Genomic DNA, 24,431 nt, shown 5'->3' with positions numbered 1-24,431 from the left:
CCCCGTTCCGTCACCGGAGCGGGGCCCCTCGTGTCGTACGGCCGGTCAGGTGTTCCAGGTGCGGGTGCGCAGCGGCAGGCCGGACGCGCCCGACTCCGGGGTGCGGATCGCCAGGACCTGGTTGACGCCGATCCGGTTGCGTTCGAAGGCGAGCGCCGAGGCGGCCATGTACAGCAGCCAGACGCGGGCGCGGCCGGGGCTGGTCAGGCGGACCGCGTGGTGCCAGTCGGCCTCCAGGTTGGCCACCCAGCGGCGCAGGGTGCGGGCGTAGTGCTCGCGGATGGACTCCACGTCCCGCACCTCGAACCCGGCCCGCTCCAACTGGGTGACGGTGCTGCCGATCGGGGCCAGTTCGCCGTCCGGGAAGACGTACGCGTCGATGAACTCGTCCACACGGTAGGACGATTCGTCGTGCTGCGGACGGCGGGCGATCTGGTGGTTGAGCAGCCGCCCGCCGGGCCCCAGCAGGCCGTGCAGCCGGCGGGCGTACTCCAGATAGCGTTCGGCGCCGACGTGCTCGGCCATGCCGATGGAGGAGATCGCGTCGAAGGGGCCGTCCCTGACGTCCCGGTAGTCCTGGACCCGGATCTCCACCCGGTCGGTCAGCCCCTCCTCGGCGACGCGCTTACGGGCGTACGCCGCCTGCTCCTGCGACAGCGTGACCCCGACGACGCTCACACCGTGCTCGCGGGCCGCGTGGACGGCCATCGAACCCCAGCCGCAGCCGACGTCCAGCAGCCGCTGACCTGGTGTCAGGCCGAGCTTGCGGCAGATGAGTTCGAGCTTGTCGCGCTGGGCGGTCTCCAGGGTGGCGTCGTTCCCGGCCTCCCAGTAGGCGCAGGAGTAGACCATGGACGGGCCGAGGACGAGCTCGTAGAAGTCGTTGCCGACGTCGTAGTGGTGGCTGATGGCCCGCCTGTCGGTGCGCCGGGTGTGCAGGTTGCGGCGCGGCCTGCGGGCCTCCTCGGGCGGCGGGGCGGGCGGGACCGGCGGCCCCGCCAGCTTCAGCAACTCACGGACGGCGGCCCGTACGGCGGGGTCGCGCGCGGACTCGATCAGACCGCGCCCGCCCTCCCCGCGCTCCCACACCAGACCCGCCATCGCGTCCAGCGTGGTGTACAGGTCCCCTTCGATCCCCAGGTCGCCGGAGACCCAGGCGCGGGCGAGGCCCAGCTCGCCCGGCTTGAACAGCATGCGGCGCAGGGCGCGGCGGTTGCGCACGACGAGCGCCGGCGCGTCCGGCGGCCCGGCCTGCGAACCGTCCCAGGCCCGCAGCCGGACCGGGAGCGGGGCTCCCAGCAGCTGCTCGGCAAGACTCCTCAGCCGCGACGCGGCGTCGGCCATGACGCACACCTCCAAGACGACGATCCCGGATGCCGGTAACCACGTAAACACCGTCGGCCACCGAAAGTAGTCCCCCATGTCGTCTTTTCCGGGCAAAGCCGAAGGACCTCCCGCACCACGGATGGCAGGAGGTCCTTCGGGTCAGTCGGCGACCGGTGGAGGTCAGGAGGCCTTGGCCTTCTCCCCGGCCTTGTCGGCCGTGCTCGCGGCGGCGACCGGCGCGGGCTTGGCGGCCTCGTAGAACTCCTCGCGCGGGTTCTCCATGGCGCCCAGGGAGACGACCTCGCGCTTGAGGAACATGCCGAGCGTCCAGTCGGCGAAGACGCGGATCTTGCGGTTCCAGGTCGGCATCGCCATGCCGTGGTAGCCACGGTGCATGTACCAGGCGAGGCGGCCCTTGAGCTTGATCTTCATCTTGCCCATGACGATCATCGCCACGCCCTTGTGCAGGCCGAGACCGGCCACCGCACCCTTGTTGGCGTGCTCGTAGTCCTTCTGCGGGAAGCCCCGCATACCGGAGACCACGTTGTCGCCGAGGACGCGCGCCTGGCGCAGCGCGTGCTGGGCGTTCGGCGGGCACCAGGCGTTCTCGTTGCCCGCCTTGCGGCCCACGAGGTCCGGGACCTGCGCGTTGTCACCGGCGGCCCAGATGTAGTCCGTGCCCTTGACCTGGAGCGTGGGCTCGCAGTCGACGTGGCCGCGCGGGCCGAGCGGCAGGCCGAAGCGGGCCAGGGCCGGGTTCGGCTTGACGCCGGCCGTCCACACGATCGTGTTGGAGTCGACCTCGAGGCCGTTCTTCAGCACGACGTGGCCGTCGACGCAGGAGTCCATGGAGGTGGAGAGGTAGATCTCCACACCGCGGCTCTCGAGGTGCTCCTTGCCGTACTGGCCGAGCTTGGGGCCGACCTCCGGCAGGATCTTGTCGGCGGCGTCGACGAGGATGAAGCGCATGTCCTCGCGGGACACGTTCTTGTAGTACCTGGCCGCGTCCCGGGCCATGTCCTCGACCTCGCCGATGGTCTCCGCGCCCGCGAAGCCGCCGCCGATGAAGACGAAGGTGAGCGCCTTGCGGCGGATCTCCTCGTCGTTGGTCGAGTCGGCCTTGTCGAGCTGCTCGAGGACGTGGTTGCGCAGGCCGATGGACTCCTCGATGCCCTTCATGCCGATGCCCTGCTCGGCGAGGCCGGGGATCGGGAAGGTGCGGGAGACCGCGCCCATCGCGATGACCAGGTAGTCGAAGGGCAGCTCGTACGCCTCGCCCACCAGCGGGGCGATCGTGGCGACCTTGCGGTCCTGGTCGATGGTGGTGACCCGGCCGGTGAGGACCTCCGCCTTCGGCAGCACGCGTCGCAGCGGCACGACGACGTGGCGAGGGGAGATGTTGCCGGCGGCGGCTTCGGGGAGGAAGGGCTGGTAGGTCATGTACGACCGGGGGTCGACGACCGTGACGGTCGCCTCTCCGTAGCGCATCTTCTTGAGAATGCGCCGAGCTGCGTACAGGCCTACGTACCCACCGCCTACTACGAGGATCCTGGGACGCTCCGTGGTGCTCATGCCATCGAGTATCCACCCGCCTGGGAGGGGTCGCTCGTGCGCCCCTTCACAAGCTCCGACAGACCCTGTGTTACACTCCGCGACTCGCGTGACGCAGATCATGGCGACCGAGGGGAACCGCAGCATCCTCGGAGCCGTTGTCAATGCCGCGTGAGCTGCCTCTCTCGGCGGCGGGCGGGCGTGTGAGCCGTTCGCAACACCCCCGTCGCCACGCGATCCGAAGGTGTCCCACGACCTCCATCTGAACATGTTCAAGGACGTCTTGGACACCCGAAAGGGCCATCGGACCCCCTTGTGTGCCCCGACCGGTCCGAATTCCTTGTGAAGAACTTCACGAAGTTTTCCGACACCACCTCGCCGAGGGCCCCGGAAGGACCCCGCGGCGGCGCTCAGACGTTATCCGACCTGCTCAGGCGTTGGCTACTCACAAGTAACATCAGGTCCCCCGGTGACGGTCGGCCCGCGTCGCGGAAACGACGGCCCTGGTTCCCCGGGAGGAACCAGGGCCGCTCGGCGTCCCCCAGGCCGGCTGCCGCCTAGCCGACCGCCTCTTCGGCCTCTTCCGCCACCTTGAAGGCGATGCCGTCGAGGATGTCGTGCTCGCTGACGACGACCTCCTCGGCGCCGATCCGCTCCATGATCGCGAGCAGGACCAGGGCGCCCGCGCCGATGACGTCGACCCGGCCCGGGTGCATGGACGGGATCGCGGCGCGCTCGGCGTGCGTGGAGCCAAGCAGCCACTCGGTGATCCCGCGGACGCGGTCGCGGGAGATCCGGGAGTGGTGGATGCGCGCGGAGTCGTACTCGGGCAGCTCCTGGGCGATCGCGGAGACGGTGGTGACCGAGCCGGCCAGGCCCACCAGGGTGTGCGCCTCGCGCAGCGGGACCGTCTGCTCCGCGAGGTCCAGGGCGGCCTCGATGTCGGCCCGTATGGCGGCGATCTGCTCCTCGGTGGGCGGGTCGGAGACCTTGCCGCCCCGCACCAGGTGACGTTCCGTCATGCGCACGCAGCCGACGTCCACCGACCGCGCCGCCCGGACGTGGTCGTCGCCGACGACGAACTCGGTGGAGCCGCCGCCGATGTCCACGACGAGGTAGGGCCTGGTCAGGTCCTTGCGCCCCGCCAGCTCCTTGGTCGCGCCGGTGAAGGAGAACTCGGCCTCCTGGTCGCCGGTGATGACCTCCGGCTCGACTCCGAGGATGTCCAGCACGCCGCGTACGAAGTCGTCCCGGTTCTCGGCGTCGCGGGAGGCGGAGGTGGCCACGAAGCGCAGGCGCTCGGCGCCGTGCTCCTTGATCACGGCCGCGTACTCACGGCAGGCCGCGAACGTGCGCTCCAGCGCCTCCGGGGCCAGCCGGCCGGTGCGGTCGACGCCCTGGCCGAGCCGCACGATCGTCATCCGGCGGTCGAGGTCGACGAGTTCACCGGTCCCGGGATGGACGTCGGCGACCAGCAGACGGATGGAGTTCGTACCGCAGTCGACGGCGGCGACGCGGGTCACTTCTCGTCCCCCTCGTCCTCGGGGTGTTCGAGGGTCACACAGGCACCCTTGCTCCACCACTGCGGCAGCATGGCGAGCGCCTCGTCGCCGAGCGGGTTCACGCCGGGGCCCGCGGCCAGCGAGTGGGCCACCAGGACGTGCAGGCACTTGACCCGGTCCGGCATGCCGCCCGCGCTCGGGAAGCCCTTCAGCTCCTCGATCTCGTCACGGCGCCGGATGTAGTCCTCGTGCGCGGCCCGGTAGGCGGCGGCCAGCTCGGGGTCCGTCTGCAGCCGCTCGGTCATCTCCTTCATCACGCCGTTCGCCTCCAGCGTGCCGATGGCGGAGGACGCCTTGGGACACGTGAGGTAGTACAGCGTCGGGAAGGGCGTGCCGTCGGGCAGCCGCGGCGCGGTCTCCACGACGTCCGGCTGGCCGCACGGGCAGCGGTGCGCGATGGCCCGCAGGCCCCTCGGCGGGCGGCCGAGCTGCTGCTTGAAGGCCTCGACGTCCGCGTCGGTGGGCTCGGTGCGCAAAGTGGGCGGCGGGGGCGTTTCCATGACTGCTCTTCGAAGCTTTCTGTCGGTTACGGCCAAAGGCCGGCGTTACTGCTCACTGGTCGGAGGCGTCGGACTTGTCGACCCCGTCCCAGACGTTCGCGTACCAGGGCCGGTGGGCGGCCCGGAGGTCGGTGCGGGACTGCTGGGCCGCGCCCGGGTCGACGACCACGTACCCGGTTTCGCCGGGCTTCACATAGTGCAGCCGGCGCCGGATCTGCTGCTCGGCGTAGGAGTCGTCCTGCCAGCGTGCCTTGAGGTCGCGCAGCTGCTCGACCCGCTTGCGGGCCTGCTCCTGCTGGCGCTGGAGGTCGGCGATCTCCGCGCGCTGGGAGACGTACTGCCGCATCGGGTAGGCGAGCGCGACGATCATCGAGCACAGCACCAGCGCGAGCAGCGCCGCCCGGCCGGTGAGCCGGGAGCGGCGGGCCTGCCGCTTGGTCTGGGAGCGGTAGACCCGGGCCGCCGTCTGCTCGCCGAGCAGCCGCAGCCTGGTCGCGGTGGAGAAACGGTCGCGGTCCTTCACGGCCATGTGGCTCTCCGCCTCCCCTTGCCTTGCGCGTCACACGTGCGTACGTCCCCGGACACGGTACGGGACCGGGTCCGGGGACGTACGTATGACTGGCTAATACTTAGCCCGGGTTGCGTCAGCCCTTGGAGACGTCGATGTGGCCGCGGAAGCGCGGGAAGGCGCTGCGGCCCGCGTACACGGCGGCGTCGTCGAGGATCTCCTCGATGCGCAGCAGCTGGTTGTACTTGGCGACACGCTCGGAGCGGGCCGGGGCGCCGGTCTTGATCTGGCCGCAGTTGGTGGCGACGGCCAGGTCGGCGATGGTGACGTCCTCGGTCTCGCCGGAGCGGTGGGACATCATGCACTTGAAGCCGTTGCGCTGGGCCAGCTCGACGGCGTCCAGGGTCTCGGTCAGCGAGCCGATCTGGTTGACCTTGACGAGGAGGGCGTTGGCGGTGCCCTCCTCGATGCCACGGGCCAGCCGCTCGGGGTTGGTGACGAACAGGTCGTCACCCACCAGCTGGACCTTGTCACCCAGACGGTCGGTGATGACCTTCCAGCCGGCCCAGTCGTCCTCGAACAGCGGGTCCTCGATGGAGACGAGCGGGTAGGCCGCGACGAGCTCCTCGTAGTACTCCGTCATCTCGGCGGCGGAGCGCTCCTTGCCCTCGAAGAGGTACTTGCCGTCCTTGTAGAACTCGGAGGCGGCCACGTCGAGGGCGAGGGCGATCTGCTGGCCGGGGACGTAGCCGGCCTCCTTGACGGCCTCGAGGATGAGGTCGAGGGCCTCGCGGTTGGAGCCCAGGTTCGGGGCGAAGCCGCCCTCGTCGCCGAGGCCGGTGGACAGGCCCTTGCCCTTCAGGACCTTCTTCAGGGTGTGGTAGACCTCGGTGCCCCAGCGCAGGGCCTCGGAGAAGGACTCCGCGCCGATCGGGGCGATCATGAACTCCTGGATGTCCACGTTGGAGTCCGCGTGCGAGCCGCCGTTGAGGATGTTCATCATCGGCACCGGCAGCAGGTGCGCGTTCGGGCCGCCCAGGTAGCGGAAGAGGGGGAGGTCGGAGGCCTCGGAGGCGGCGTGGGCGACGGCGAGGGAGACGCCGAGGATGGCGTTGGCGCCGAGGGAGCCCTTGTTGTCGGTGGCGTCCAGGTCGAACATGGCCTGGTCGATCAGGCGCTGCTCGGTGGCGTCGTAGCCGACCAGCTCCGGGCCGATCTGCTCGATGACGGCGAGGACGGCCTTCTCGACGCCCTTGCCCTGGTAACGGTTGGGGTCACCGTCGCGCAGCTCGATGGCCTCGAAGGCGCCGGTCGAGGCGCCGGACGGGACGGCGGCACGACCCGTGCTGCCGTCGTCGAGGCCGACCTCGACCTCGACCGTGGGGTTGCCTCGGGAGTCCAGGATTTCCCGGGCTACGACGACGTCGATGGACGGCACGAGCATCTCCTTCTTGGATGTGACGCTGGAAGTGCGGGGCTTGCTGCCTTACGGCTGTGCCTTGCGACTAGAGCCTAACCGTCTCCGGGGGATCGGCCACCGACCGACCGCCCCGTGGACGGGGAGGCACACGCAGACGGTACCCATTGTTCATGAACGGAACAAAGGGTGGATGCAGAGGGCACGCACATGGGCACGCGCACGGGCGCGCGGGGCGCGCGCAAAAGACCCCGCCCCGGCGCGTACGGGGGAACACGCGCCGGGGCGGGGAGCCCGTGGGGACGGGGGCGGGCCTGAGTGCCGCTGCCGCTTACTTCAGGTGCAGCTGCTGGCCCGGGTAGATGAGGTTCGCGTCCTCGACGATGTCCTTGTTCAGCTGGAAGAGCTTCTGCCAGCCGCCCTGGACGTGGTGCTCGACGGCGATGGAGCTGAGGGTGTCACCGGTGACGACCTTGTACTCGCCGTCACCCTTCTTGACCTTCTTGCCGGTCGGGGTGGTGACGGTCTTGCTCTTGGCCGGGGCCGTGCGCTCGGCGGAGCGGGAGGCGGCCTGCTGGCCGGAGCGCGTGGCGGTGCTGGGCGCGGTGGTCTTCGACGAGGTGGTGTTCGAGGGGGCGCTGGGCGCGGAGCCGTTGTACGCGGCGCCCGACAGGCCCGTGCCGCAGACCGGCCAGGCACCCTTGCCCTGACCCGCGAGGACCTTCTCGGCGACGGTTATCTGCTGCGCCTTGGTGGCGAGGTCGGCGCGCGCGGCGTAGGCGGTACCGCCGTACGCGGCCCAGGTGGAGTTGGTGAACTGCAGGCCGCCGTAGAAGCCGTTGCCGGTGTTGATGGACCAGTTGCCGCCCGACTCGCACCGGGCGACCGCGTCCCACTCGGAGGCGGTGGCGGCGGAGGCGTTGCCGGCCGCCATCAGCGGGGCGGCGACGGCTGCGCCGGTGACACCGGCGAGCGCGATGACACGGGTGGCCTTGGACGGACGACGGTGCTTGCCCTTGCCGGAAAACAGCATGGATCGATCCCCTCACCGACGCCTGCGAGGTGAGCTGTCGGGTTCGGGCCGGTTGAGTTGCCCGGCCGCGCACTCGCTCTCGCGAGGCGCGGCTTCACCCCCAGCCGGTGCCGGCGTCAACCGCCGGATCCGGCACTTACCTTGGGTCCCCCGCTCCTGCCTGCGGCGCTTGACGCGACGACTGTTCCCGGGCAACCGCTGGCAGGATTCGGCGTTGCGACTGCCGGGGCTCGTGGTGACGAGCGGTCCTGACCGTAGACACGTGATCGAGGGAATTTCAAAGACGATCAGGGCTTCTGAGACTCATCCCACACTTTCACCGAAACGGACATCAGCGGCGAAACGGGGCGTCAACTACCGCTGGTTTTCGCCCTCTTAGGAACCGATTTCCAGGGTCTGACCGGCGGTGATGTGGTTCGGGTCGGCACCGATGACGCTCTTGTTCCCGTCGTAGAGCGCGTGCCATCCGCCGTCGACGCCCAGGGAGTCGGCGATGGAGGCGAGGGTGTCCCCCTCGCGGACGGTGTAGGCACCCGCCGTGCGACCGGCGTGACGGCCGGAGGAGGGGGTGTTCTGACCGTTTGTCACCGTTTCGTCCGCACTCCCACCACGGTGACGTCCGCCACTGCTGAGCGTGCCGGTGTCGACCAGGCTCCACGAACCGGCGGACTGCTGGTAATTGTCCGATTCGTCGGTACCGGGCGTTGCCGTCGGCGAGCTGCCCCCGTCCTGGGAGCCGCCACCTCCGGTCGAGCCGGACTTGCCGGTCTTGTCGGACTTTGGGGCGCTGGTTCCGGTGGAGCCGCCGGTCGCGTCCGGGGTCTTTGCGGCGTGGTGGCTCCGCTGCGGAGCCGGCGTGGTGCTCGAGCCCGAGGAGGAGTCAGGGGCATCAGAACCGGAGGAATCCGAGCCGGAGGAACCGGAGGCGGAGGAACCGGGGGCGGAGTTGGAGCCGGAGCCGGAGTTGGAGCCGGAGCCCGGGTCGGAGTGGGAGCCGGAACCGGGGTCGGATGCCGATGACTCCGGCAGACCGGCCGAGCCGGAGGTGTCACCCGAGCCGGAGGTGTCGCCGGAGCCGCCGACGCCGGTGTCGACGTCGACCGAAGCGGAGTTGGAGGTCAGACCGGAGAGCAGGGCGCAGGTGGCCCACGGCTTGGTGCCCTGGTCGGCGAGGATCTTCTCGGCGACGGCTATCTGCTGCGAGCGGCTGGCCTGGTCGGCGCTGTCGGCGTACTGCGTACCGCCGTACTTGCCCCAGTCGTCCTGCGAGATCTGCAGGCCGCCGTAGTAGCCGTTCCCGGTGTCCGCGCTCCAGGAGCCGCCGCTCTCGCACTCGGCGACCTTGTCCCAGGTGGTGCCGTCGGCCGCGTTGGCGCTCGCGGCGCCGAGCAGCGGGATGGCGATGGCGGAGCCGGTCACTCCGGCCGCGACGAGGAGGGCCGGAGCCTGACGGGGGCGACGGTGACGACCGTTCCCGGAGAGCATGCGGAAGCCTTTCGTGCGACAGCAGGACCGGCGCGGCGCACTGGAATCCGTCGCCACGCTGATGGGTGAACGTATCGGCAGACGATCACTTGTCACAAGTTAATGCCGCGCAGATCACGTGAAGATCACAAAGTTGAACGCCCTTCATGTTCCCCGTCGCCCGGCTGCGCCGGCGGCCGGTGTGAACTCCACGGGCAGGGTGCGCAGGCCGCGCATGATGAGCCCGCCGCGCCAGCGCAACTCGTCCGGATCCACGGCGAGCCGCAGGTCCGGCAACCGGGTGAGCAGGGCGGCGAGCGCGGTCTGGCCCTCCAGCCGGGCGAGGGGCGCGCCCAGGCAGTAGTGGATGCCGTGGCCGTAGCCGAGGTGCTGGTTGTCGCGGCGGGCGAGGTCCAGCACGTCCGGGTCGGCGAACCGCTCCGGGTCCCGGTCGGCCGCCGCGAGCACGACGAGCACCGGGTCCCCCGGCGCGATGTCCTGGCCGCCGATGGTGAGCGGCTCGGTGGCGAACCGCCAGGTGGCCAGCTCCACCGGCCCGTCGTAGCGCAGGAGTTCCTCCACCCCTGTCTCCAGCAACTCACGTTCCCCCACGGCCAGGCGGTCCTGGAGCCGCGCGCGCTGCTCGGGGTGGGTGAGCAGGGCGTAGGTGCCGTTGCCGATGAGGTTGACGGTCGTCTCGAAGCCGGCGAACAGCAGGATGAACGCCATCGCCGCGGCCTCGTTCTCGGTGAGGTGCTCGCCGTGGTCGGAGGCCCGGATGAGGCCGGAGATGAGGTCCTCGCCGGGCGCGGGCTCGGCGGGCAGCGCCTCGCGCTTCTTGTGGATCAGCTCGGCGAGGTAGCCGCGCATCTTCTTGACGGACCGGGCGACTCCGCCCCGCGGCCCTCCGCCGTGCCGGATCATCATGCCCGCCCAGTCCCGGAAGTCGTCCTGGTCCTCGCGCGGGACACCGAGCAGGTCGCAGATGGCGTAGATGGGCAGCGGGAAGGCGAACTCGTGGATGAGGTCGGCGGAGCCCTTCTCGGCGAACCGGTCGATGAGGTGGTCGGTCAGCTCCTGGACCCGGGGGGCGAACTCGGCGACCCGGCGCGGGGTGAACGCCTTGCTGACCAGGCGGCGCAGCCGGGTGTGGTCCGGCGGGTCGATGTTCAGCAGATGGGTCATCAGCTCGGCCTTGCGCTCGCCCGGGATGCCGGTCTTGCCCCTGGCGTGCGCGGGCTCGTCGTGATGCGCGGGGTTCTTGCTCAGCCGCTGGTCGGCCAGGGCCTGCCGGGCATCGGCGTACCGGGTGACCAGCCAGGCCTCGACCCCGCTGGGCAACCGCGTCCGGTGCACCGGCGCGTGCGCGCGCAGCCAGGCGTAAGCCGGGTAGGGGTCGGTGGCGAACTCCCAGGTGAACAGGGTGGGAGCGGAGTCCGGGGTGGAGTCGGGGGCGGTCTGGGGGTGGTGCTGGTCGGTCACTCCCCGACCGTATCCGGACTCGGGTGGGCCTCCGCGTCCCGGTGGCCACCGCGCTCCGCGCGTATCGCTTCCGGCGCGACTCCCTCCGCCTCCCGGACCGCGTCCCGGTACGCGCGCGCCGCCGCCCGCAGGGCCGCCTCCGGGTCCACGCCGTCCGCCTCGGCACGGACCGCGAGCGCGAGCAGTTCGTAGCCGATGCCCTCGCCGCGCGGCAGGCGGACGTCCAGGCCCGCCGTGCGGGCGCGGGAGGCGAGCTTGGCGGCGAGGGCCAGTCCGGGCTGGCCGAGCGGGACGCCCTCCGTGACCGAGGTGCGCCGCTTCTCCTCGGCCTTGGTGCGCAGCCAGTGCTCCTTGACGTCCTCCGGCGTCTCGGCCTTCTCGTCACCGAAGACATGCGGGTGCCGGTGGACGAGCTTGGCGACGATGCCGCCGGCCACGTCGTCGACGGAGAACGGCGCGTCCGGGTGCTCCTCGGCGATCCGGGAGTGGAAGACGACCTGGAGCAGGACGTCGCCCAGCTCCTCGCGCAGCTCCTCCCGGTCGCCCGCCTCGATCGCCTCGACCAGTTCGTACGCCTCCTCCAGGCCGTACTTGGCCAGGCCCTCGTGGGTCTGCCGGGACGACCAGGGGCATTCGGCGCGGATGCGGTCCATGACCTGCACGAGGTCCAGCAGACGGGCGCCGGGCAGGTCGTAGGAGGCCGGCAGCAGCTCCAGCTCCGGCATGGAAACGCGGCCGGAGCCGGCCAGCCGGGCCAGGCCGTCGGTGAGCGCGGGCTCTCCCTCGCCGGTGGCCACGACGACGACGGTCCGCCCGCCGGCGCAGGCGTCGACCAGCTCCTGCGCGGTGGGGGACGCCTCCTCCACCGCGGTCCCGGCCTCACGCAGATACGGCAGCTGCGGATGCGCCCCGTCCGCGCACAGCACGGCGTCGGCGGCACGCAGGGCCTGCCAGGCGGGCCAGGACAGCAGGCCGGGGGCGACACGGTGGCTGGTGGTGAGCAGGACGATGCGACCGGGGTCGGCCGGGGCGGCGAGGTCGGGGCTGGAAGCGTTCACGGTCCGAACGTAACCCACGGCGGGCAGGAGCGGATTCGGTTATCCACAGGGCGGGGACGATCGTGTGATCGTATGACCGATGCAGGGTGCCCGAACGTCCTCGGCCGGCGGCGTCCGGCCCGGCCGCGCTAGGCCGTCACCGGCTGCCCGTCGCCCGCCGTCGTGACCTCCCGCACCCATGGCGTCCTGGCGTCCACGCGGCTGCTCTTCTGCACGTCCCAGGAGCCGTAGCGCGGGTTCAGGTCGACGCGGAGCTCCCGGGAGGCCTTGGACAGGGCCTTCCAGAAGTCGGGCCGGCTGGTGTCGGTACCGAGCTTCCCGGCCAGCTTCTGCGCCTCCAGCTGGAGGCGGAGGTTCTCGTCGAGGTGGGCCGGGGCGATGCCGTACTTCTGCAGCCAGGCGGTCTGAAGCCCCTTGGCGCCGCCGGCCTGCTCCTCCAGGCCGGTGCGCATCCGCTGGACCTCCTTGCGGGTCACCGTGATGCCCGCGTCCTGCGCGGCGCGGTGCAGCACCCGGTCGAGGACCATGTTGTGCAGGGTGTCCCGGGTGAGGCTGCTGGTGGAGGCGAGGACCTGCTGGTACTGGGTCTCGTCCGGCACCGCGGCCCGCTGTGCCCTGCGGACCTCGTCGACCCGGCTCTCCAGTTGGGCGACGGAGATCCGCTGCCCTCCGACGACGGCCGCCGCGCCCGGGTGCGCGTCGTTTCCGCAGGCGGTCAGCAAGGGTGCCGCGGCGGCGATCGCGGCGGTGAGGACGAGCGCGGTGCGACGGCGGCGGTGCAAGGAAACCTCCCGAGGAGATTGTGCGACGGTGCACAAAGTCTTGCGGTGATCGATGGTAGGCAGTGGGCGGGCCGGGGCCAACCCATTCGACCAACGATTCGCACGCGCTTGGGGCACCGCTGCGCCCGCCGCACCCACCGCTTCGGCTCAGCCGGTGCCGCACGCCTCGTCCGTGATGCCGGACGCGCTAACCGCGCACCTGTCCGAGCCACTGCAGGGTGCGCCGGATCTCCAGGGCCATCGGGTGACCGGGGCCGTGCAGCCGCTCCACGTCCATCAGCAGCCGGGCCAGGGTGTCGTGGGCGGACGGCCGGTCACCGAGGGCGAGCAGCAGATGGCCGATGCGCCGGCGCACCTCGTGGGCGAGCTGAGGGTCGCCGGAGACGTACTGGTTCTCGTAGTACGGCAGCAGCGCGCGGTACTCGGTGAGCGCCGCCGCCGGTTCGCCCAGCTGCTCCAGGCACTGCGCGGCCTCGTAGCGGTAGCGCAGGGACTGCGGGTCGGCCTGCCCGGCCTCGGCGGCGCGTTCGTCGGCGAGCCGGCGCAGTTCGGGCAGCGCGCGCCGGTACTGGCCGTCGTCCATGAGCGTCGCCGCGTACTGCTTGCGCAGCGTGCGCACCACCGGGGAGTGCTCGCCGTGCTGCTCGGCGGCGGCGGGCAGGATGGCGCCCAGGATGTCCACGGCCTGGGTGATGCGCCCCTCCCCCAGCAGGCGCTTGACCTCGTCGACGGCCGCGGCGACGTCGGGCCTCCCGGCCGCCGGCGGCGCCGGCGTCACGGGGGCGGGCTGGGGCGCGGGGGTCCGCGCACGGTCCGGCCAGGGGGCGTGCGGGCGCAGGAAGGGGCGCGTGGGGTCCAACGGCGCCCCGGTGGGCGTCCCGCGCGCGGGCAGGAGCAGCGCCAGGTCCTCGTACACCTCCTGCGCGGAGCCCGGCCGGTGCTGCGGGTCCTTGGCGAGCAGCCGCAGGACGAGGGTCTCCAGCGCCTCGGGGACCTCGGGCCGGATCCGGCGCACGGGCACTGGGGGCTCGTACAGGTGCCGGTGCAGCACACCGAGCGCCGTGGAGCCCGCGAACGGCACGTCACCGCTGAGCAGTTCGTGCATCAGCACGCCGAGCGCGTACAGGTCTGTGTACGGGCCGACCGCGCCGCCCATCGCCTGCTCCGGCGCCATGTAGGCGGGCGAGCCGATCGGGGAGCCGGTGTGCGTGAGACGGGTGGTGTCGGTGTCCATGACGGACGCCACGCCGAGGTCGAGCACGGTCACCGTGCCGTCCTGCTTCACCATCACGTTGCGCGGCTTGAGGTCGCGGTGCACGATCGGCACGGCGTGCACGGCGCTCAGCACGGCGCACAGTTGCGCGGCCACCGCGACCGCCCACGGCCACGGGTACGGATCGTGCTCGGCGAGGTGGTCGGACAGGTCGGCGCCGTCGACGTACTGCATGACGAGGAACAGCTCCTCGCCCTCGCTGCCCGCGTCGTGCACGGTCACCAGACCGGGGTGGTCCACCTGCGCGGTCACCCGGCACTCGCGCAGGAACCGGCGGCGCAGCTCGTCCGCCTCCTGGCCCGCCACCTTGTCGGGGCGCAGCAGCTTCACCGCCACGCGCCGGTCGAGCCGCCGGTCGTACGCCGTCCACACCTGGCCCATGCCGCCCTGTCCGATGAGCGTGGACAGTTCGTACCGGCCGGCGACGACTCGTCCTGTCGCCACGCTCACCTTCCGCCCTCGTGGCTGTCGTGCCGGCCGTCATGCTGGCGCAGGTAGTCGCTCAGCTCGTCCAGTTCGGCGCGCACCTGCTCGATATGGGTGGGCGCCGGGCGCTGCGGCGGCCGGGGTACGGGCGTGCTCGGCATCGGGGGCGGCGTGTGCGGGGCGGCCGCGGCGACGGCCGGGGGAAACGGCGTCTCGTGGGCCGCCCGGCCGATCGGCATCGCCGGGGCGGGCGCCGCCGTGTACGGGTGCGCGGGGCCCGGGTAGGCGTACCCGGCCTGCACCGGCCGCTGCGCCGCGTACGCCTGCTGCCGCTGCGTGAAGTGGCGGATGTCCACGGCGAGGTAGTACGCGGTCGCGGCCACCAGCGTGCCGAGCAACAGGAACATGCCGAAGTAGCCGGCCGCGGTGTGTACGTCGTCGCCGGACTCGGTGCCTATCAGCACCAGGCTGAGGATGTCGGCGACCAACGCGACGGCGAACAGGCACCAGTCCAGCGACCGTCGCGTGACGATCGCCAGCCGCAGCAGCATCACCCAGGCGAGCAGGCCGACGCTGAAAAACCCGATCGCCACGAACAGCACACGCAGCACAACCAGCCACGCGGTGTGCGGCGGCCGCTTCAGCGGCTGTCCGTAGCCGAGGCCTTGCATGACTGCTCCTGATGCCTGATGTGGGCGTACCTGTCCGCCCGGCGCGCTCCGTCGGGCGGAGAACACCGGTCGTGCGATTGTCGCTTCGAGCATATGACCCGACACGGACAAGCGTCCCGGTGGTACCGAACCGTTGTCCTCCCACGCGCGCGACCGGGCGGCCGGCGGTCAGTCGGGCGCCACCGTACCGTCGGTGAGGCCGTCGTACATCCCGCGCACGAGCTGCTCCCCGAGCCGGCTCGTATGGCGCAGCGCCCGCTCGAACTCGTCGAGTGCGCGGAAGCGCGCGCCGTAGCGCCGTTGTTCGTCCAGTGGGAGCCGGGGCAGCTGCAGGCGGCGCACGTCCAGGCGGGTCGCGGTGGAGGCGTAACTGCTGGCCTGCCGGTTGTTCGCGGTGCCGCGCAGGAAGCCGGCGAGGAACCACGGGTCGAGCGCCGTGCGATCGGGGCGCAGGAGCACGAGGTTGCGCCCCAGGGCGGCGCCCTGTGTCACCTCGTCGATCACGCGCGCCACCGAGCCACCGCCCAGCACCGGTACGACGACGTCGCCCGGCTCGGTCAGCACGGCCGCCTCCTCGCTCTCGGGCAGCGTCCCGGAGGGTGCCGAGCCGGCGAGGACGTCGTGGTCGGTGAGCACGGGCACGCGCGCGTGGCCGCCGTTTCCGCCGGTGCGCATCATCAGCGCGCCCCCGCGCGCGAGTTCGCCCACGGTGGTGAGCGGCCAGCGCGCGCCCGGCGCCGGGGCGGCGGGCGGCGGGGTGAGGCCGGCGGTCAGGCGCAGGGTGGCGCCGAGGCGCTCGCGCACCGCCGCGAGCTGCTCCGCGCCGTCGGCCACGGCGGCCGGCGGCAGATGACGGGCGGGAGCGAGGTCCACGTCGTCGTCGAGGAGTTCGATGACCGGCACGGACCGGGCGAGTCCGGGCCGCTCCTCCAGCCGCCCGGTGCGCTCGAAGGCGCGCCAGGCGTCCAGGACGGCCTCCCGCACCGCCGCCCAGTCCGGCCCACCGCGCCCCTCCCCGGCGAACCTCCCCGTGTCCACGAGCAGCACCTCGGGCGCCGCCGGCGTCCGGTCGGGCCGGCGCAGCACCCACACGTGCAGCGGGATGTTGTACGGCGGTGCCGCCCCGACCGGCAGCGCGACCACGGCCCTGAGCGCGCCCCGGCGCAGCAGGTCGGCGCGGATGCGGCGCCCGGAACGGCGGGAGGCGGCGGCCGGCGGCATGAGCAGCACGGCGAATCCGCCGTCGGCCAGCCGGGCCAGCGCGTGCTGCACCCAGGCCAGCTCGGACTCGGTGCGGGCCGGGAAGCCGTACTCCCAGCGGGGGTCGTAGGCGAGTTCGTCGTGGCCCCAGTTGCGCTCGTTGAACGGCGGGTGGCACAGCACGGCGTCCGCGCGCAGTCCGGGGTGGGCGTCGGCGCGCAGGGTGTCGCCGGCGGCGCCGCGCACGGTGGCCCGGGAGTGCAGCGCGAGCCGCAACGCGGTGAGCGCGGCCAGGTCGGGCGCGCTGTCCTGGGCGTAGAGCTCCTGGTCGGGGCGGGGGCCGACGGCCCGCAACAGCGCGCCGGTGCCGCAGGCGGGGTCCAGGACGGAACGGGCGGGGCCGGCGAGGTCGGCCATGAGGCCGGCGAGTTCGGCCGGGGTGAGCGTGTACTGACGGGGGTTGGCGTCCAGGTGCCGCCCCAGCAGGAACTCGAAGGCCTGCCGCGCCCCCAGCTCGGCGGCCAGCTCGGCCGCACCGCGCAGGAGCGGGGCGGAGAGGAGGAGTTGGGGGCCGGAGGGGGTGCGGAGCGCGGAGGTGGGGGTGGGGGTGGCGGGGGCGGCCGGGGCGTTCATACCGGGCGCCGGGGAGGCTGGGTTCACACCGGATGCTGCGGAGGCCGGATTCACACCGGATGCCGAGGGTCCCGCGTTCACAGCAGGTGCCGCGTGGCCCTCGTTCACACCGGGGGCCGTAGCACTCCGGTTCACAGCAGACCTACCCGGCGCGGCGTTCACGCCCTCCGCATGGTCGGCCGTGTACACACCTTCCGCGTCGCCCGGGCCGTTCACACCCTCCGCGCCACCGGACGCGTTCACAGCCGGCACGCGGCCCGCACCTCGGCCGCTGCGCACCGCGTCGCCCGGTGCCCCGCCGAAGCGCGGTGTCATCACTTGCTCCAGCGCACCCGGCAGCATCGCCGCCAGGCGTGCGTCGGAGCCGGCGCTCGCGTCGAGCCAGACGGTGGGGCGCTCGTGGATCAGCAGCAGGACGCATCCCGCGTGCACCAGGGCGGTCAGGGGTCCCTCGGGGTGTCCGACGAGTTGCCGCCAGACGCGTTCGCGCAGCGGTACCTCGGCGAGTTTGCCCTGCTTGCGCAGCCAGCCCTCGACCTCGGCGAGCGCGAAGGACGGGCTGGTCTCGGTGCCGCCGACCGGTTTGGGGAAGTCGGCGTGCCGGCGTCGCCAGTTGCTCACGGCGGCTCGGCCCACTCCGGCGAGCCGGGCGATTCCGGCCGCGGTCACCTCTGTCGCGTTGTCCTGCACCGGCCCCGCTCCCCTCGTCCTGTGTGCACCGAGCATACCGGCGTACACAAGATCCATGCCTTCACGGCCGTGTACGCACCCAACCCTGTGAATCGTGTTGACTCGGTTCACAGGCTCTGTTCTTATTGACCCAGCGAACGAGCGGCCACCGGAGGGGGCGGCCGCCGCTTTGGGAGGGGATTCGCCATGGGCATGAAGACCAAGGTCGCGCTGGGCGCCGTCGTGGGGGTCGTCGTCATCGGTGCCGTGTCCGCGAACGCCGGCAGCGGCGGCAAGGACGGCGGCTCGGGCGGCAGCGGCAAGGGCTCGTCCGCCTCAGCCGGGCACGCGCCCGGCGGCACCAAGAGCAAGAAGGACTCGGGGCGCTCGGGGGGCGCGCAGGCGGGCGGGAAGCACAAGGCCGCCCTCGCCGGCGACGGCGAGTTCCAGGTCGGCTCGGACGTGCGGCCGGGCACGTACCGCACGACCGGCAACACCGACGACATGTGCTACTGGGAGCGCGCCAAGGACGCCAAGGGCGAGACGGACTCGCTGCTGGCCAACGACAACGTCAGCGGCACGAGTTACGTGACCGTCAAGGCCACCGACAAGATCTTCAAGTCCAGCGGCTGCAAGGACTGGGAGGCCGTCGACCCGAAGGCGAAGGGCACCCCCGCCTCCTCGATGGACGGCGACGGAGGCATGTACAAGGTCGGCACGGACATCGCGCCGGGCACGTACAAGTCGACCGGCAACAAGGACGACTCCTGCTACTGGGAGCGCACCAAGGACGCCGAGCACGGGCTCGACTCGATCCTCGCCAACAACAACGTGACCGGCACGGCCGTCGTCACCATCAGCCCGGGCGACGCCTACTTCAAGACCACCGGCTGCGGCGACTGGAAGAAGACCGCCTGATCCGGCCCTGAGCCACCCCCACACCCACCCCCACACCCACACCCACACCCACCCCCCACCACCGCTCACCTGTCACACCCACTCTTTTCAAGGACTGTCATGCGCCTCTCTCCCCGTGTCGCCACGCTGCTCGCCGTCGCGGTGCTCCCGCTGGCCCTCACCGCCTGCTCCTCCGCTTCCTCCTCGGGCGACGGGGGCGGGAGCGCCGTGCCGGCCAAGGCGAAGGACCTGAACGCCGGTCTCGCCACCGGTACGCGGCTGAAGAAGGCGCTGGCGCCCGCGTCGGCCTTCCCGTCCGGGCTCGCCCTCCAGGCCGCCGATGCCGCGGACAGCGGCGGCGCGTTCCTCTCCCCGTCCGGCCGGAGCACCGCGAAGCCGGACTGCACCAGGCTGGAGGGCACGTCCTGGATCCAGCTGAGCGGTTTCAAGGGGGGCGTGTCGTTCGCGCAGAACGACTACGCCAACCGGGACAAGACCGAGGAAGTCGCCCAGGAGATCGACCAGTTCCAGGGCGCCACGGCGACCGAGGTGATGAAGGACCTGCGGGATGTCGCCACTCGGTGCGCCACCTTCACGGACACCGACACCCACGCCAGGGTGAAGCTCACGGGCACGTCCACGGCCGGGCTCGGCGACGAGGCGTGCACGATGACGCTGACGAGCGGCACCTGGGAGAACGGCACCACGCTGATCGCGGCGCGCTCGGGCAGGTCCGTGGTCACCGTGCTGTCCACGGCGGGCGGCGACAACGGCGCCGCGTCCGCGAAGAAGGTAACGACGACGATCCTGGCGGCGCTGAAGAAGGAGGCGCAGCCGGGCGGCCGGGCCTGAACACCGGCCGCCCAGCCGCCATCCGGTCCCGTGAAAGATGCCCATGCCTTCGACGTCCCGCCCCGCCGCCAGGACGGCCGCTGAACAAGCCGCCGCACGAGACCGCGGCCTTCCCGGAACCTCGCTGCGTGCCGCGCTCGCTCTCGGCCTGCTGACCGGGTTCTACCTGCTGGCCCTGCTCGTCCTCGCCGCGCTGGCGGCCTTGGACGTCACCCTGGCCCGGGGCGCGGGCTTCACGGTCGTCGCCCTCGAGGGCTACCTCGGCTCACTGGCGGTCGCCTGGTGCGTGGTGCGGGTCGTCCTGCTCAGCCGTGGCCGCGGGGACGGGCGGGACGGGCCTTCCGGTCTGTCGCTGACGCCGCAGGAGCAGCCGGAGCTGTGGCGGCGCGTGCGGGACCTGGCCGAGCGGGTGGGCACCCGGCCGCCCGGGGAGATACGCGTGGTCCCGGGCGCCCATGCCATGGTGCGGGAGGACGCCCGGTGGCTCGGGCTGGCCGGGGGCGAACGGCGGCTCTTCCTCGGTGTGGCACTGCTGATCGGCCTGCCGGAGGACGAGCTGGAGGCCGTACTCGCGCACGAGCTGGGGCACTACGCGCACGACGACACCCGGCTGGCCGGCCTGCTCTGGGCACTGCGCAGCAGGTTGCTGCAGACCGTGCTCACGTTGCAGCACCGGGCCGCACGTCGGGAGGCCGAGGAGAAGGCGGCATTCGCCGCACGGGCCGCACGGCGCCGGGCGGCCGGCAAGCCGCCACCGGTGCATCGGGAGTCCACGCGGGGCCCGGACCACCGTCTGGCCATCGTCTTCTCCGCGTACGCCAGGCTGTGCCTCCGCCTGACCGAGGCTGTCAGCCGCCGCCAGGAGTACGCGGCCGATCTGACGGCCGCCCGGATCGCCGGACGGGCCACCACGGCCGCCGCACTGCGCCGCGTCCCCGCGCTCGAAGCCGCGGACGACCTCTATCTGAGCGCCTACGCGCGGATGGGCTGGGAGGCCGGCCTGCTGCCGCCGGAAGGGCAGTTCTACGGCGGGCTCGCTCTGCTGCTCGCCGACGGCACACGCCGGGCGGAGCTGGAGGCGCCGGCCCGGGAGCCGCTCCCGGAGGAGATCTCTGCGCAGAGGTCTCCGTACGACAGCCATCCGCTCACAGCCGACCGCATCGCGGCGCTGGAGGCACTCCCCGACGACGGACGCGCCGCCACGCGCGCAGGGCGCCCCGCGTCCGCGGTGCTCCGGGCACCGGAGCGCCTCCTGGCCGAGCTGGAGCGGGTCGTGCTGAGCCCGAAGGCGCTGTCCATGCGCCGGGTGCCGTGGGCCGAACTGCCGTCGCAGACCCGGCGCACGAGCTGTGCGCGGGGTGCGGAGCCGCTGCTGCAGGCCATGGACCGGGCGGCCGGCGCGAGGGGCGTCTCCACACCAGGAGGCACCACCCCAGGAGTCGCCGCCCCCCGAGTCGCCACAGCAGGAGTCGCCGCCCCAGGAGTCGCCGCCCCCCGAGTCGCCACAGCAGGAGTCGCCGCCCCAGGAGTCGCCGCCCCCGGAGTCGCCACAGCAGGAGTCGCCGTACCCGGAGTCAAGCACCTCGACCGTCTCCTGTACCTGGTCGACCACGGCCTGCTGTACGACATCGCCGGCCGACTGCCCAGATCGGAGCAGGCCGGCCGGAGCAGTGGCCGTGCGGCGCGCGAGTTCGCCAGGACGGCCTTCCGCTCGGCCCTGCGCCCACTGGTCCTGCTCTCCGCGCTGGAGGCGGGGCTGTGCCGGTGGGAGCTGTGCTGGGCGGGACCTCCGGCGCGGCAGGTGGCACCCGACCGGTTCACCGAGGCGCTGGAGGAGGCCCTGGACCACGCGGTCGCCGATCCCCCGGACACGCAACCACTGCGCGCCCTGCTGTCCGGCGGGGGACATCCCCCGGTAGGCGACGCGGCACTCCCACGTCCCGTCCTGCCCTGGCCGCCACCCCGCACCCTGCCCTGACAACCTCCCGCTCTCTCCCCCTCCCCGCAGCATCTTCGGTCACCTCCTCAGGCGGCCCGACTCGGAAAGACCCGGTATGAACGTCCTGATCGAGATAGCCGGTGCCGGCGCCCTCGCCTACGCGGCCGTCACCATCCCGCGCAACGCCCGCAAGGCGCGCGCGCTGCGGGCCGAGGCGAAGGCCAAGGCGCCGGTCAACATCGACCCGGCCGCGTACGGGCTGGTGCCCGCCGCGCAGCTCGACACCCGGTGCGCGGGCCCCGATCCGGAGGCCGACGCGGTCGCGGCAGCCGCGCTCACCGGTGACTGGCGGCGGGCCGCCGCCTACCTGGCCGGGGCGGGCCGTGACTGGGACCTGCGGTGGTACCGGCTCGGCATCCTCACGCACGCCGCCACCGAGGACGACACCTGGGTCAAGGCCTGGAGAACCCAGTACCCCGACGACCCGTCCGCCGCGCTCGTGCACGCCGACGCGCTCGTCGTGCTCGCGGGCAAGGTCCGCGGTGCGAAGAGGGCGAAGCACACCACGGCGGAGCAGTTCGAGGGCTTCCACCGGCTGCTGGCCCAGGCGCTGCCCGCCTGCCAGGAGGCCGCGCGGATGGCACCCGACGATCCCTGCCCCTGGATCGCGCAGCTCACCATCGCCCGGGGGCTCGGCTGGTCGCACGACGAGTTCCGGGCGCTGTGGGCCGAGGTCACCGCACGCGACCCGCATCACTTCGGTGCCCATGTCAGCGCCTTGCAGTACTGGTGCGCCAAGTGGCGCGGTTCGCACGAGCTGATGTACGCGTTCGCCGAGCGGGCCGCCGCCTCGGCTCCGGCCGGAAGCCTGCTGCCCGTACTGCGCCTGTACGCGCTGCTGGAGCACGGGGCCCGGGAACCCGACGAGCCGGTGTACCACCAGCCGTTCGTGCAGGCGGCCGTGGACGCCACCCTGGACGCCGTGGACCAGGTGCCGGCCGGACACCACCGACTGCCGTTGGTCCGGCACCTGCTGGCGGACACCCTGTTCCTGACGAAGCGGTACGCGGAGGCCGTCGAGCAGTTCCGGGCGGTCGGCGGACACATCGGCAGCGTGCCCTGGACGTACTCCGGCAACCCGGTCAAGGCGTTCGTCTACGCCCGCACCAACACCTTCGTCTTCTGGGAGAAGGCGGGCCGCCCCGCCCCTGCGCCCCGCGGCCACGCCACCGGGCGCTGAGGGACACCGGGGCCGGGGCGGCTACAGCGCGTGCCGCATCCACACGTTGGGCTCGACGTAGACGGCGTACCCGCGCTCCGGTTCGCAGCGGACGGGGACCAGCGCACCGGGCACCTCGACGTCCTCGGCGGTGTCGAACGGCAGCCCCGTCCAGCGGCGCCACTCGGCCAGCGAGGCGCCCACGGTCATGGAGGCCGGTGCGATGGAGTCGATGCGCGCGCCGGCGCGCGCGTGGACGCGCAGCCACGGATCCTCGGGCAGGCCGTCGGGGCGGACCCGGTGGGCGTACTCGGTGATCGGGGTGTGCGGTTCGCGGTGCTTGGCGCTGGGGCGGACGGGGGCGACGACCTCGCTGAAGCCGCGGGCGCGGGCACGGTCCCGCATCGCCGCGAGCATGACGGCGGACAGCCCTCGGCCCTGGGCGTGCGGGGCGATGGTGATGGAGATGGCGCTCACCGTGTCGGGGCGGGTGCCGCGGCGCAGGTCGGCGAAGGCCCAGAGCAGGACCTGGTCCCAGCCGCGCGCGGGCAGGGTGCGCCGGCCGTCGGCGTCGAGGGCGAAGGGGACGCTGAAGGCGTGGGCGACGATCTCGCCGCGCTCGTCCTGCGCGAACAGCGCGTGCTCCGGCAGTTCGGTGGGGATGCGGCCGTAATGGGCGGTGCCCACGGGATCGTTGGTCACGAACTCGGGCCAGGTGTCGGCCATCTCGAACAACGCCGGCAGCCGGTCGGGCCGCTCGGCGATGCTGCTCACCTTGACGTCCATGACGCTCACGGTAGGCGCCCGCGCCCGGCTCCGGAAACGGGTTTGCCGGCCGGCGGGGCGATGCCGGCTCCCGGGCTCACCGCGCCCGGAAACGGTCCGGGGCCTGGGTGGGGTTGCCGCCCGTGGGGAGTTTCCGGCCGGGGCAGCCGGTGAGGACCTTCTTCATGGCGGCCTTCTCGGCGGCGGTGACCCACAGGCCGTACTTCTTCTTCACCGCGACCTGGGCGGCCACATAGGTGCAGCGGTACTTCGGGTTCGGCGGCAGCCAGGTGGCCGCGTCGCCGTCCCCCTTGCCGCGGTTGGCGCTCGCGTCGACGGCGATGAGGTTGAGGGGGTCGTTGGCCAGCGCTATGCGCTTGCTCGGGTCCCAGTACTTGGCGCCCTTCTGCCAGGCGTCGGAGAGGGCGACGACATGGTCGATGTCGACCTGGCTGCGGCCGCGCCGGTAGGTGATGTCCTTGCCGGAGTAGGGGTCGGGTTCGAGCAGGCCGTAGGAGACCTTGCAGGCGCCGCCGGTGAACTTCACGTCTTTCAGGTCGCGTTTGAGTATGTCGTCGCGGGTGTCGCAGGAGTTGGAGTCGGTGTCCGCCCAGGCGGTGCCGAAGCGGGCCCGGGAGTAGCCGGTCTTCGGGGCGCGTCCCTTGACGGTCAGCGAGTCGGCGGCGGCCAGGGCCGCTCCCCCGCCCTGGGCCTTTCCGGATCCGGAGGATCCCTTGGTCTGCTCGCTCTTGCAGCCGGCCACGGCGACCGTCATGACGACCACCGCGGCGACCGCCCCGCCCCTCAGACGCGTCACGGTACGTCCCCCCTTGCTCGCCCTCGTCCGCCCTGGTGGGCGGGCGGATCGTTCCTGTGCCCACGGTAACGGACCCCCGGCTTCCGCCAAATGAGCCCGAAATGCATCAACCGGTACATCCCGGGCCCTGCTTGGGGCATGTGAGGGCTCGGCGGGGGAGCTCGCGGGGCGCGTCCGCGCGCCCGCACACACCGCGCCTGTGCCCACAGTGGGCTGCGAGGACAGCCGTCTCCCCGCGGGCGTCGCTCGTGACGGGAGTGGTGCCGCCGCCCGTGGACGGCGGGGCGGTCACCGCCCGGCCTGGCCCGCCCCCCAGGGGCCCGCGTCCCCCGCCTCCAGCAGGTGCCGGATGGTGGGGACGCGTACGGCGGTACGGGCGTCGTACCC

General features: G+C 72.4%; 20 protein-coding genes and 1 riboswitch. Of the genes, 4 read left to right on the top strand and 16 right to left on the bottom strand.

Annotated features, from left to right (window positions below):
* Nucleotides 1-45 precede the first annotated feature (45 nt).
* From ACZ7GZ_RS17645 to ACZ7GZ_RS17580, 14 genes are all read right to left on the bottom strand, one after another.
* On the bottom strand, nt 46-1,344 hold the full coding sequence (locus ACZ7GZ_RS17645; RefSeq protein WP_471024988.1) for a class I SAM-dependent methyltransferase: 1,299 nt from the start codon (nt 1,342-1,344) through the stop codon (nt 46-48).
* A gap of 162 nt (nt 1,345-1,506) precedes the next feature.
* Nucleotides 1,507-2,898 (bottom strand): NAD(P)/FAD-dependent oxidoreductase, encoded by a 1,392-nt coding sequence (locus tag ACZ7GZ_RS17640; RefSeq protein ID WP_471024987.1) that lies wholly within the window; start codon nt 2,896-2,898, stop codon nt 1,507-1,509.
* A gap of 536 nt (nt 2,899-3,434) precedes the next feature.
* A complete protein-coding gene (locus ACZ7GZ_RS17635) occupies nt 3,435-4,400 on the bottom strand; it encodes a Ppx/GppA phosphatase family protein (protein WP_471024985.1) in 966 nt (321 codons plus the stop codon).
* Nucleotides 4,397-4,939, bottom strand: a complete 543-nt coding sequence (locus ACZ7GZ_RS17630) for a DUF501 domain-containing protein (RefSeq protein WP_471024983.1) — start codon at nt 4,937-4,939, stop codon at nt 4,397-4,399. Before ACZ7GZ_RS17630 ends, ACZ7GZ_RS17635 begins: the two co-directional genes overlap by 4 nt.
* 52 nt (nt 4,940-4,991) lie before the next feature.
* Nucleotides 4,992-5,468, bottom strand: a complete 477-nt coding sequence (locus tag ACZ7GZ_RS17625) for an FtsB family cell division protein (RefSeq protein ID WP_471024981.1) — start codon at nt 5,466-5,468, stop codon at nt 4,992-4,994.
* Nucleotides 5,469-5,583: 115 nt separating this feature from the next.
* Nucleotides 5,584-6,891 carry a phosphopyruvate hydratase gene (eno, locus tag ACZ7GZ_RS17620; protein ID WP_471024980.1) on the bottom strand — a complete coding sequence of 436 codons (1,308 nt, stop codon included), beginning with the start codon at nt 6,889-6,891 and terminating at the stop codon, nt 5,584-5,586.
* Nucleotides 6,892-7,195: 304 nt separating this feature from the next.
* Nucleotides 7,196-7,897, bottom strand: coding sequence for a transglycosylase family protein (locus ACZ7GZ_RS17615; RefSeq protein ID WP_471024979.1), 702 nt, complete (start codon nt 7,895-7,897; stop codon nt 7,196-7,198).
* A 4-nt stretch (nt 7,898-7,901) separates the two neighbouring features.
* Nucleotides 7,902-8,075: riboswitch (cyclic di-AMP (ydaO/yuaA leader) on the bottom strand.
* A gap of 197 nt (nt 8,076-8,272) precedes the next feature.
* Complete coding sequence (locus tag ACZ7GZ_RS17610) at nt 8,273-9,382, bottom strand: transglycosylase family protein (protein WP_471024978.1); 1,110 nt, start codon at nt 9,380-9,382, stop codon at nt 8,273-8,275.
* Between the two features lie 144 nt (nt 9,383-9,526).
* Nucleotides 9,527-10,843, bottom strand: a complete 1,317-nt coding sequence (locus ACZ7GZ_RS17605; protein WP_471024976.1) for a cytochrome P450 family protein — start codon at nt 10,841-10,843, stop codon at nt 9,527-9,529.
* Complete coding sequence (locus ACZ7GZ_RS17600) at nt 10,840-11,901, bottom strand: nucleoside triphosphate pyrophosphohydrolase (RefSeq protein ID WP_471024974.1); 1,062 nt, start codon at nt 11,899-11,901, stop codon at nt 10,840-10,842. Before ACZ7GZ_RS17600 ends, ACZ7GZ_RS17605 begins: the two co-directional genes overlap by 4 nt.
* A gap of 128 nt (nt 11,902-12,029) precedes the next feature.
* Nucleotides 12,030-12,683 carry a SurA N-terminal domain-containing protein gene (locus ACZ7GZ_RS17595; protein ID WP_471024973.1) on the bottom strand — a complete coding sequence of 218 codons (654 nt, stop codon included), beginning with the start codon at nt 12,681-12,683 and terminating at the stop codon, nt 12,030-12,032.
* Between the two features lie 187 nt (nt 12,684-12,870).
* Complete coding sequence (locus tag ACZ7GZ_RS17590) at nt 12,871-14,364, bottom strand: protein kinase domain-containing protein (RefSeq protein WP_471025099.1); 1,494 nt, start codon at nt 14,362-14,364, stop codon at nt 12,871-12,873.
* A gap of 38 nt (nt 14,365-14,402) precedes the next feature.
* Nucleotides 14,403-15,053: a hypothetical protein gene (locus tag ACZ7GZ_RS17585; RefSeq protein WP_471024972.1), complete on the bottom strand. Its 651-nt coding sequence runs from the start codon at nt 15,051-15,053 to the stop codon at nt 14,403-14,405.
* Between the two features lie 168 nt (nt 15,054-15,221).
* Nucleotides 15,222-17,576, bottom strand: coding sequence for an N-6 DNA methylase (locus tag ACZ7GZ_RS17580; protein WP_471024970.1), 2,355 nt, complete (start codon nt 17,574-17,576; stop codon nt 15,222-15,224).
* 186 nt (nt 17,577-17,762) lie between these two features.
* Here ACZ7GZ_RS17580 and ACZ7GZ_RS17575 point away from each other — a divergent pair, with 186 nt between their 5' ends.
* From ACZ7GZ_RS17575 to ACZ7GZ_RS17560, 4 genes are all read left to right on the top strand, one after another.
* Complete coding sequence (locus ACZ7GZ_RS17575; RefSeq protein WP_471024969.1) at nt 17,763-18,473, top strand: hypothetical protein; 711 nt, start codon at nt 17,763-17,765, stop codon at nt 18,471-18,473.
* Between the two features lie 99 nt (nt 18,474-18,572).
* Nucleotides 18,573-19,304 (top strand): hypothetical protein, encoded by a 732-nt coding sequence (locus ACZ7GZ_RS17570; protein ID WP_471024967.1) that lies wholly within the window; start codon nt 18,573-18,575, stop codon nt 19,302-19,304.
* Between the two features lie 43 nt (nt 19,305-19,347).
* Nucleotides 19,348-21,282 (top strand): M48 family metalloprotease, encoded by a 1,935-nt coding sequence (locus tag ACZ7GZ_RS17565; protein ID WP_471024965.1) that lies wholly within the window; start codon nt 19,348-19,350, stop codon nt 21,280-21,282.
* Nucleotides 21,283-21,358: 76 nt separating this feature from the next.
* Entirely contained in the window at nt 21,359-22,483 is a 1,125-nt protein-coding gene (locus ACZ7GZ_RS17560) for a hypothetical protein (RefSeq protein ID WP_471024964.1), read from the top strand.
* 21 nt (nt 22,484-22,504) lie between these two features.
* Here the strand turns inward: ACZ7GZ_RS17560 and ACZ7GZ_RS17555 are convergent, their stop codons facing one another.
* Nucleotides 22,505-23,248, bottom strand: coding sequence for an N-acetyltransferase (locus ACZ7GZ_RS17555; RefSeq protein ID WP_471024962.1), 744 nt, complete (start codon nt 23,246-23,248; stop codon nt 22,505-22,507).
* 76 nt (nt 23,249-23,324) lie between these two features.
* Nucleotides 23,325-24,044, bottom strand: a complete 720-nt coding sequence (locus ACZ7GZ_RS17550; protein WP_471024960.1) for an HNH endonuclease family protein — start codon at nt 24,042-24,044, stop codon at nt 23,325-23,327.
* Nucleotides 24,045-24,431: the final 387 nt, after the last annotated feature.

The organism is Streptomyces sp. NPDC037288, assembly GCF_055603265.1.
This window is presented reverse-complemented; position numbering and strand designations above follow the sequence as displayed.

What these genes read in the sequence shown, in the direction of transcription:
- ACZ7GZ_RS17645 (WP_471024988.1), bottom strand. Translation starts at nt 1,344, where the DNA reads ATGGCCGACGCCGCGTCGCGGCTGAGGAGTCTTGCCGAGCAGCTGCTG.
- ACZ7GZ_RS17640 (WP_471024987.1), bottom strand. Translation starts at nt 2,898, where the DNA reads ATGAGCACCACGGAGCGTCCCAGGATCCTCGTAGTAGGCGGTGGGTAC.
- ACZ7GZ_RS17630 (WP_471024983.1), bottom strand. Translation starts at nt 4,939, where the DNA reads ATGGAAACGCCCCCGCCGCCCACTTTGCGCACCGAGCCCACCGACGCG.
- ACZ7GZ_RS17625 (WP_471024981.1), bottom strand. Translation starts at nt 5,468, where the DNA reads ATGGCCGTGAAGGACCGCGACCGTTTCTCCACCGCGACCAGGCTGCGG.
- eno (WP_471024980.1), bottom strand. Translation starts at nt 6,891, where the DNA reads ATGCTCGTGCCGTCCATCGACGTCGTCGTAGCCCGGGAAATCCTGGAC.
- ACZ7GZ_RS17615 (WP_471024979.1), bottom strand. Translation starts at nt 7,897, where the DNA reads ATGCTGTTTTCCGGCAAGGGCAAGCACCGTCGTCCGTCCAAGGCCACC.
- ACZ7GZ_RS17610 (WP_471024978.1), bottom strand. Translation starts at nt 9,382, where the DNA reads ATGCTCTCCGGGAACGGTCGTCACCGTCGCCCCCGTCAGGCTCCGGCC.
- ACZ7GZ_RS17585 (WP_471024972.1), bottom strand. Translation starts at nt 15,053, where the DNA reads ATGCAAGGCCTCGGCTACGGACAGCCGCTGAAGCGGCCGCCGCACACC.
- ACZ7GZ_RS17575 (WP_471024969.1), top strand. Translation starts at nt 17,763, where the DNA reads ATGGGCATGAAGACCAAGGTCGCGCTGGGCGCCGTCGTGGGGGTCGTC.
- ACZ7GZ_RS17570 (WP_471024967.1), top strand. Translation starts at nt 18,573, where the DNA reads ATGCGCCTCTCTCCCCGTGTCGCCACGCTGCTCGCCGTCGCGGTGCTC.
- ACZ7GZ_RS17565 (WP_471024965.1), top strand. Translation starts at nt 19,348, where the DNA reads ATGCCTTCGACGTCCCGCCCCGCCGCCAGGACGGCCGCTGAACAAGCC.
- ACZ7GZ_RS17560 (WP_471024964.1), top strand. Translation starts at nt 21,359, where the DNA reads ATGAACGTCCTGATCGAGATAGCCGGTGCCGGCGCCCTCGCCTACGCG.
- ACZ7GZ_RS17555 (WP_471024962.1), bottom strand. Translation starts at nt 23,248, where the DNA reads ATGGACGTCAAGGTGAGCAGCATCGCCGAGCGGCCCGACCGGCTGCCG.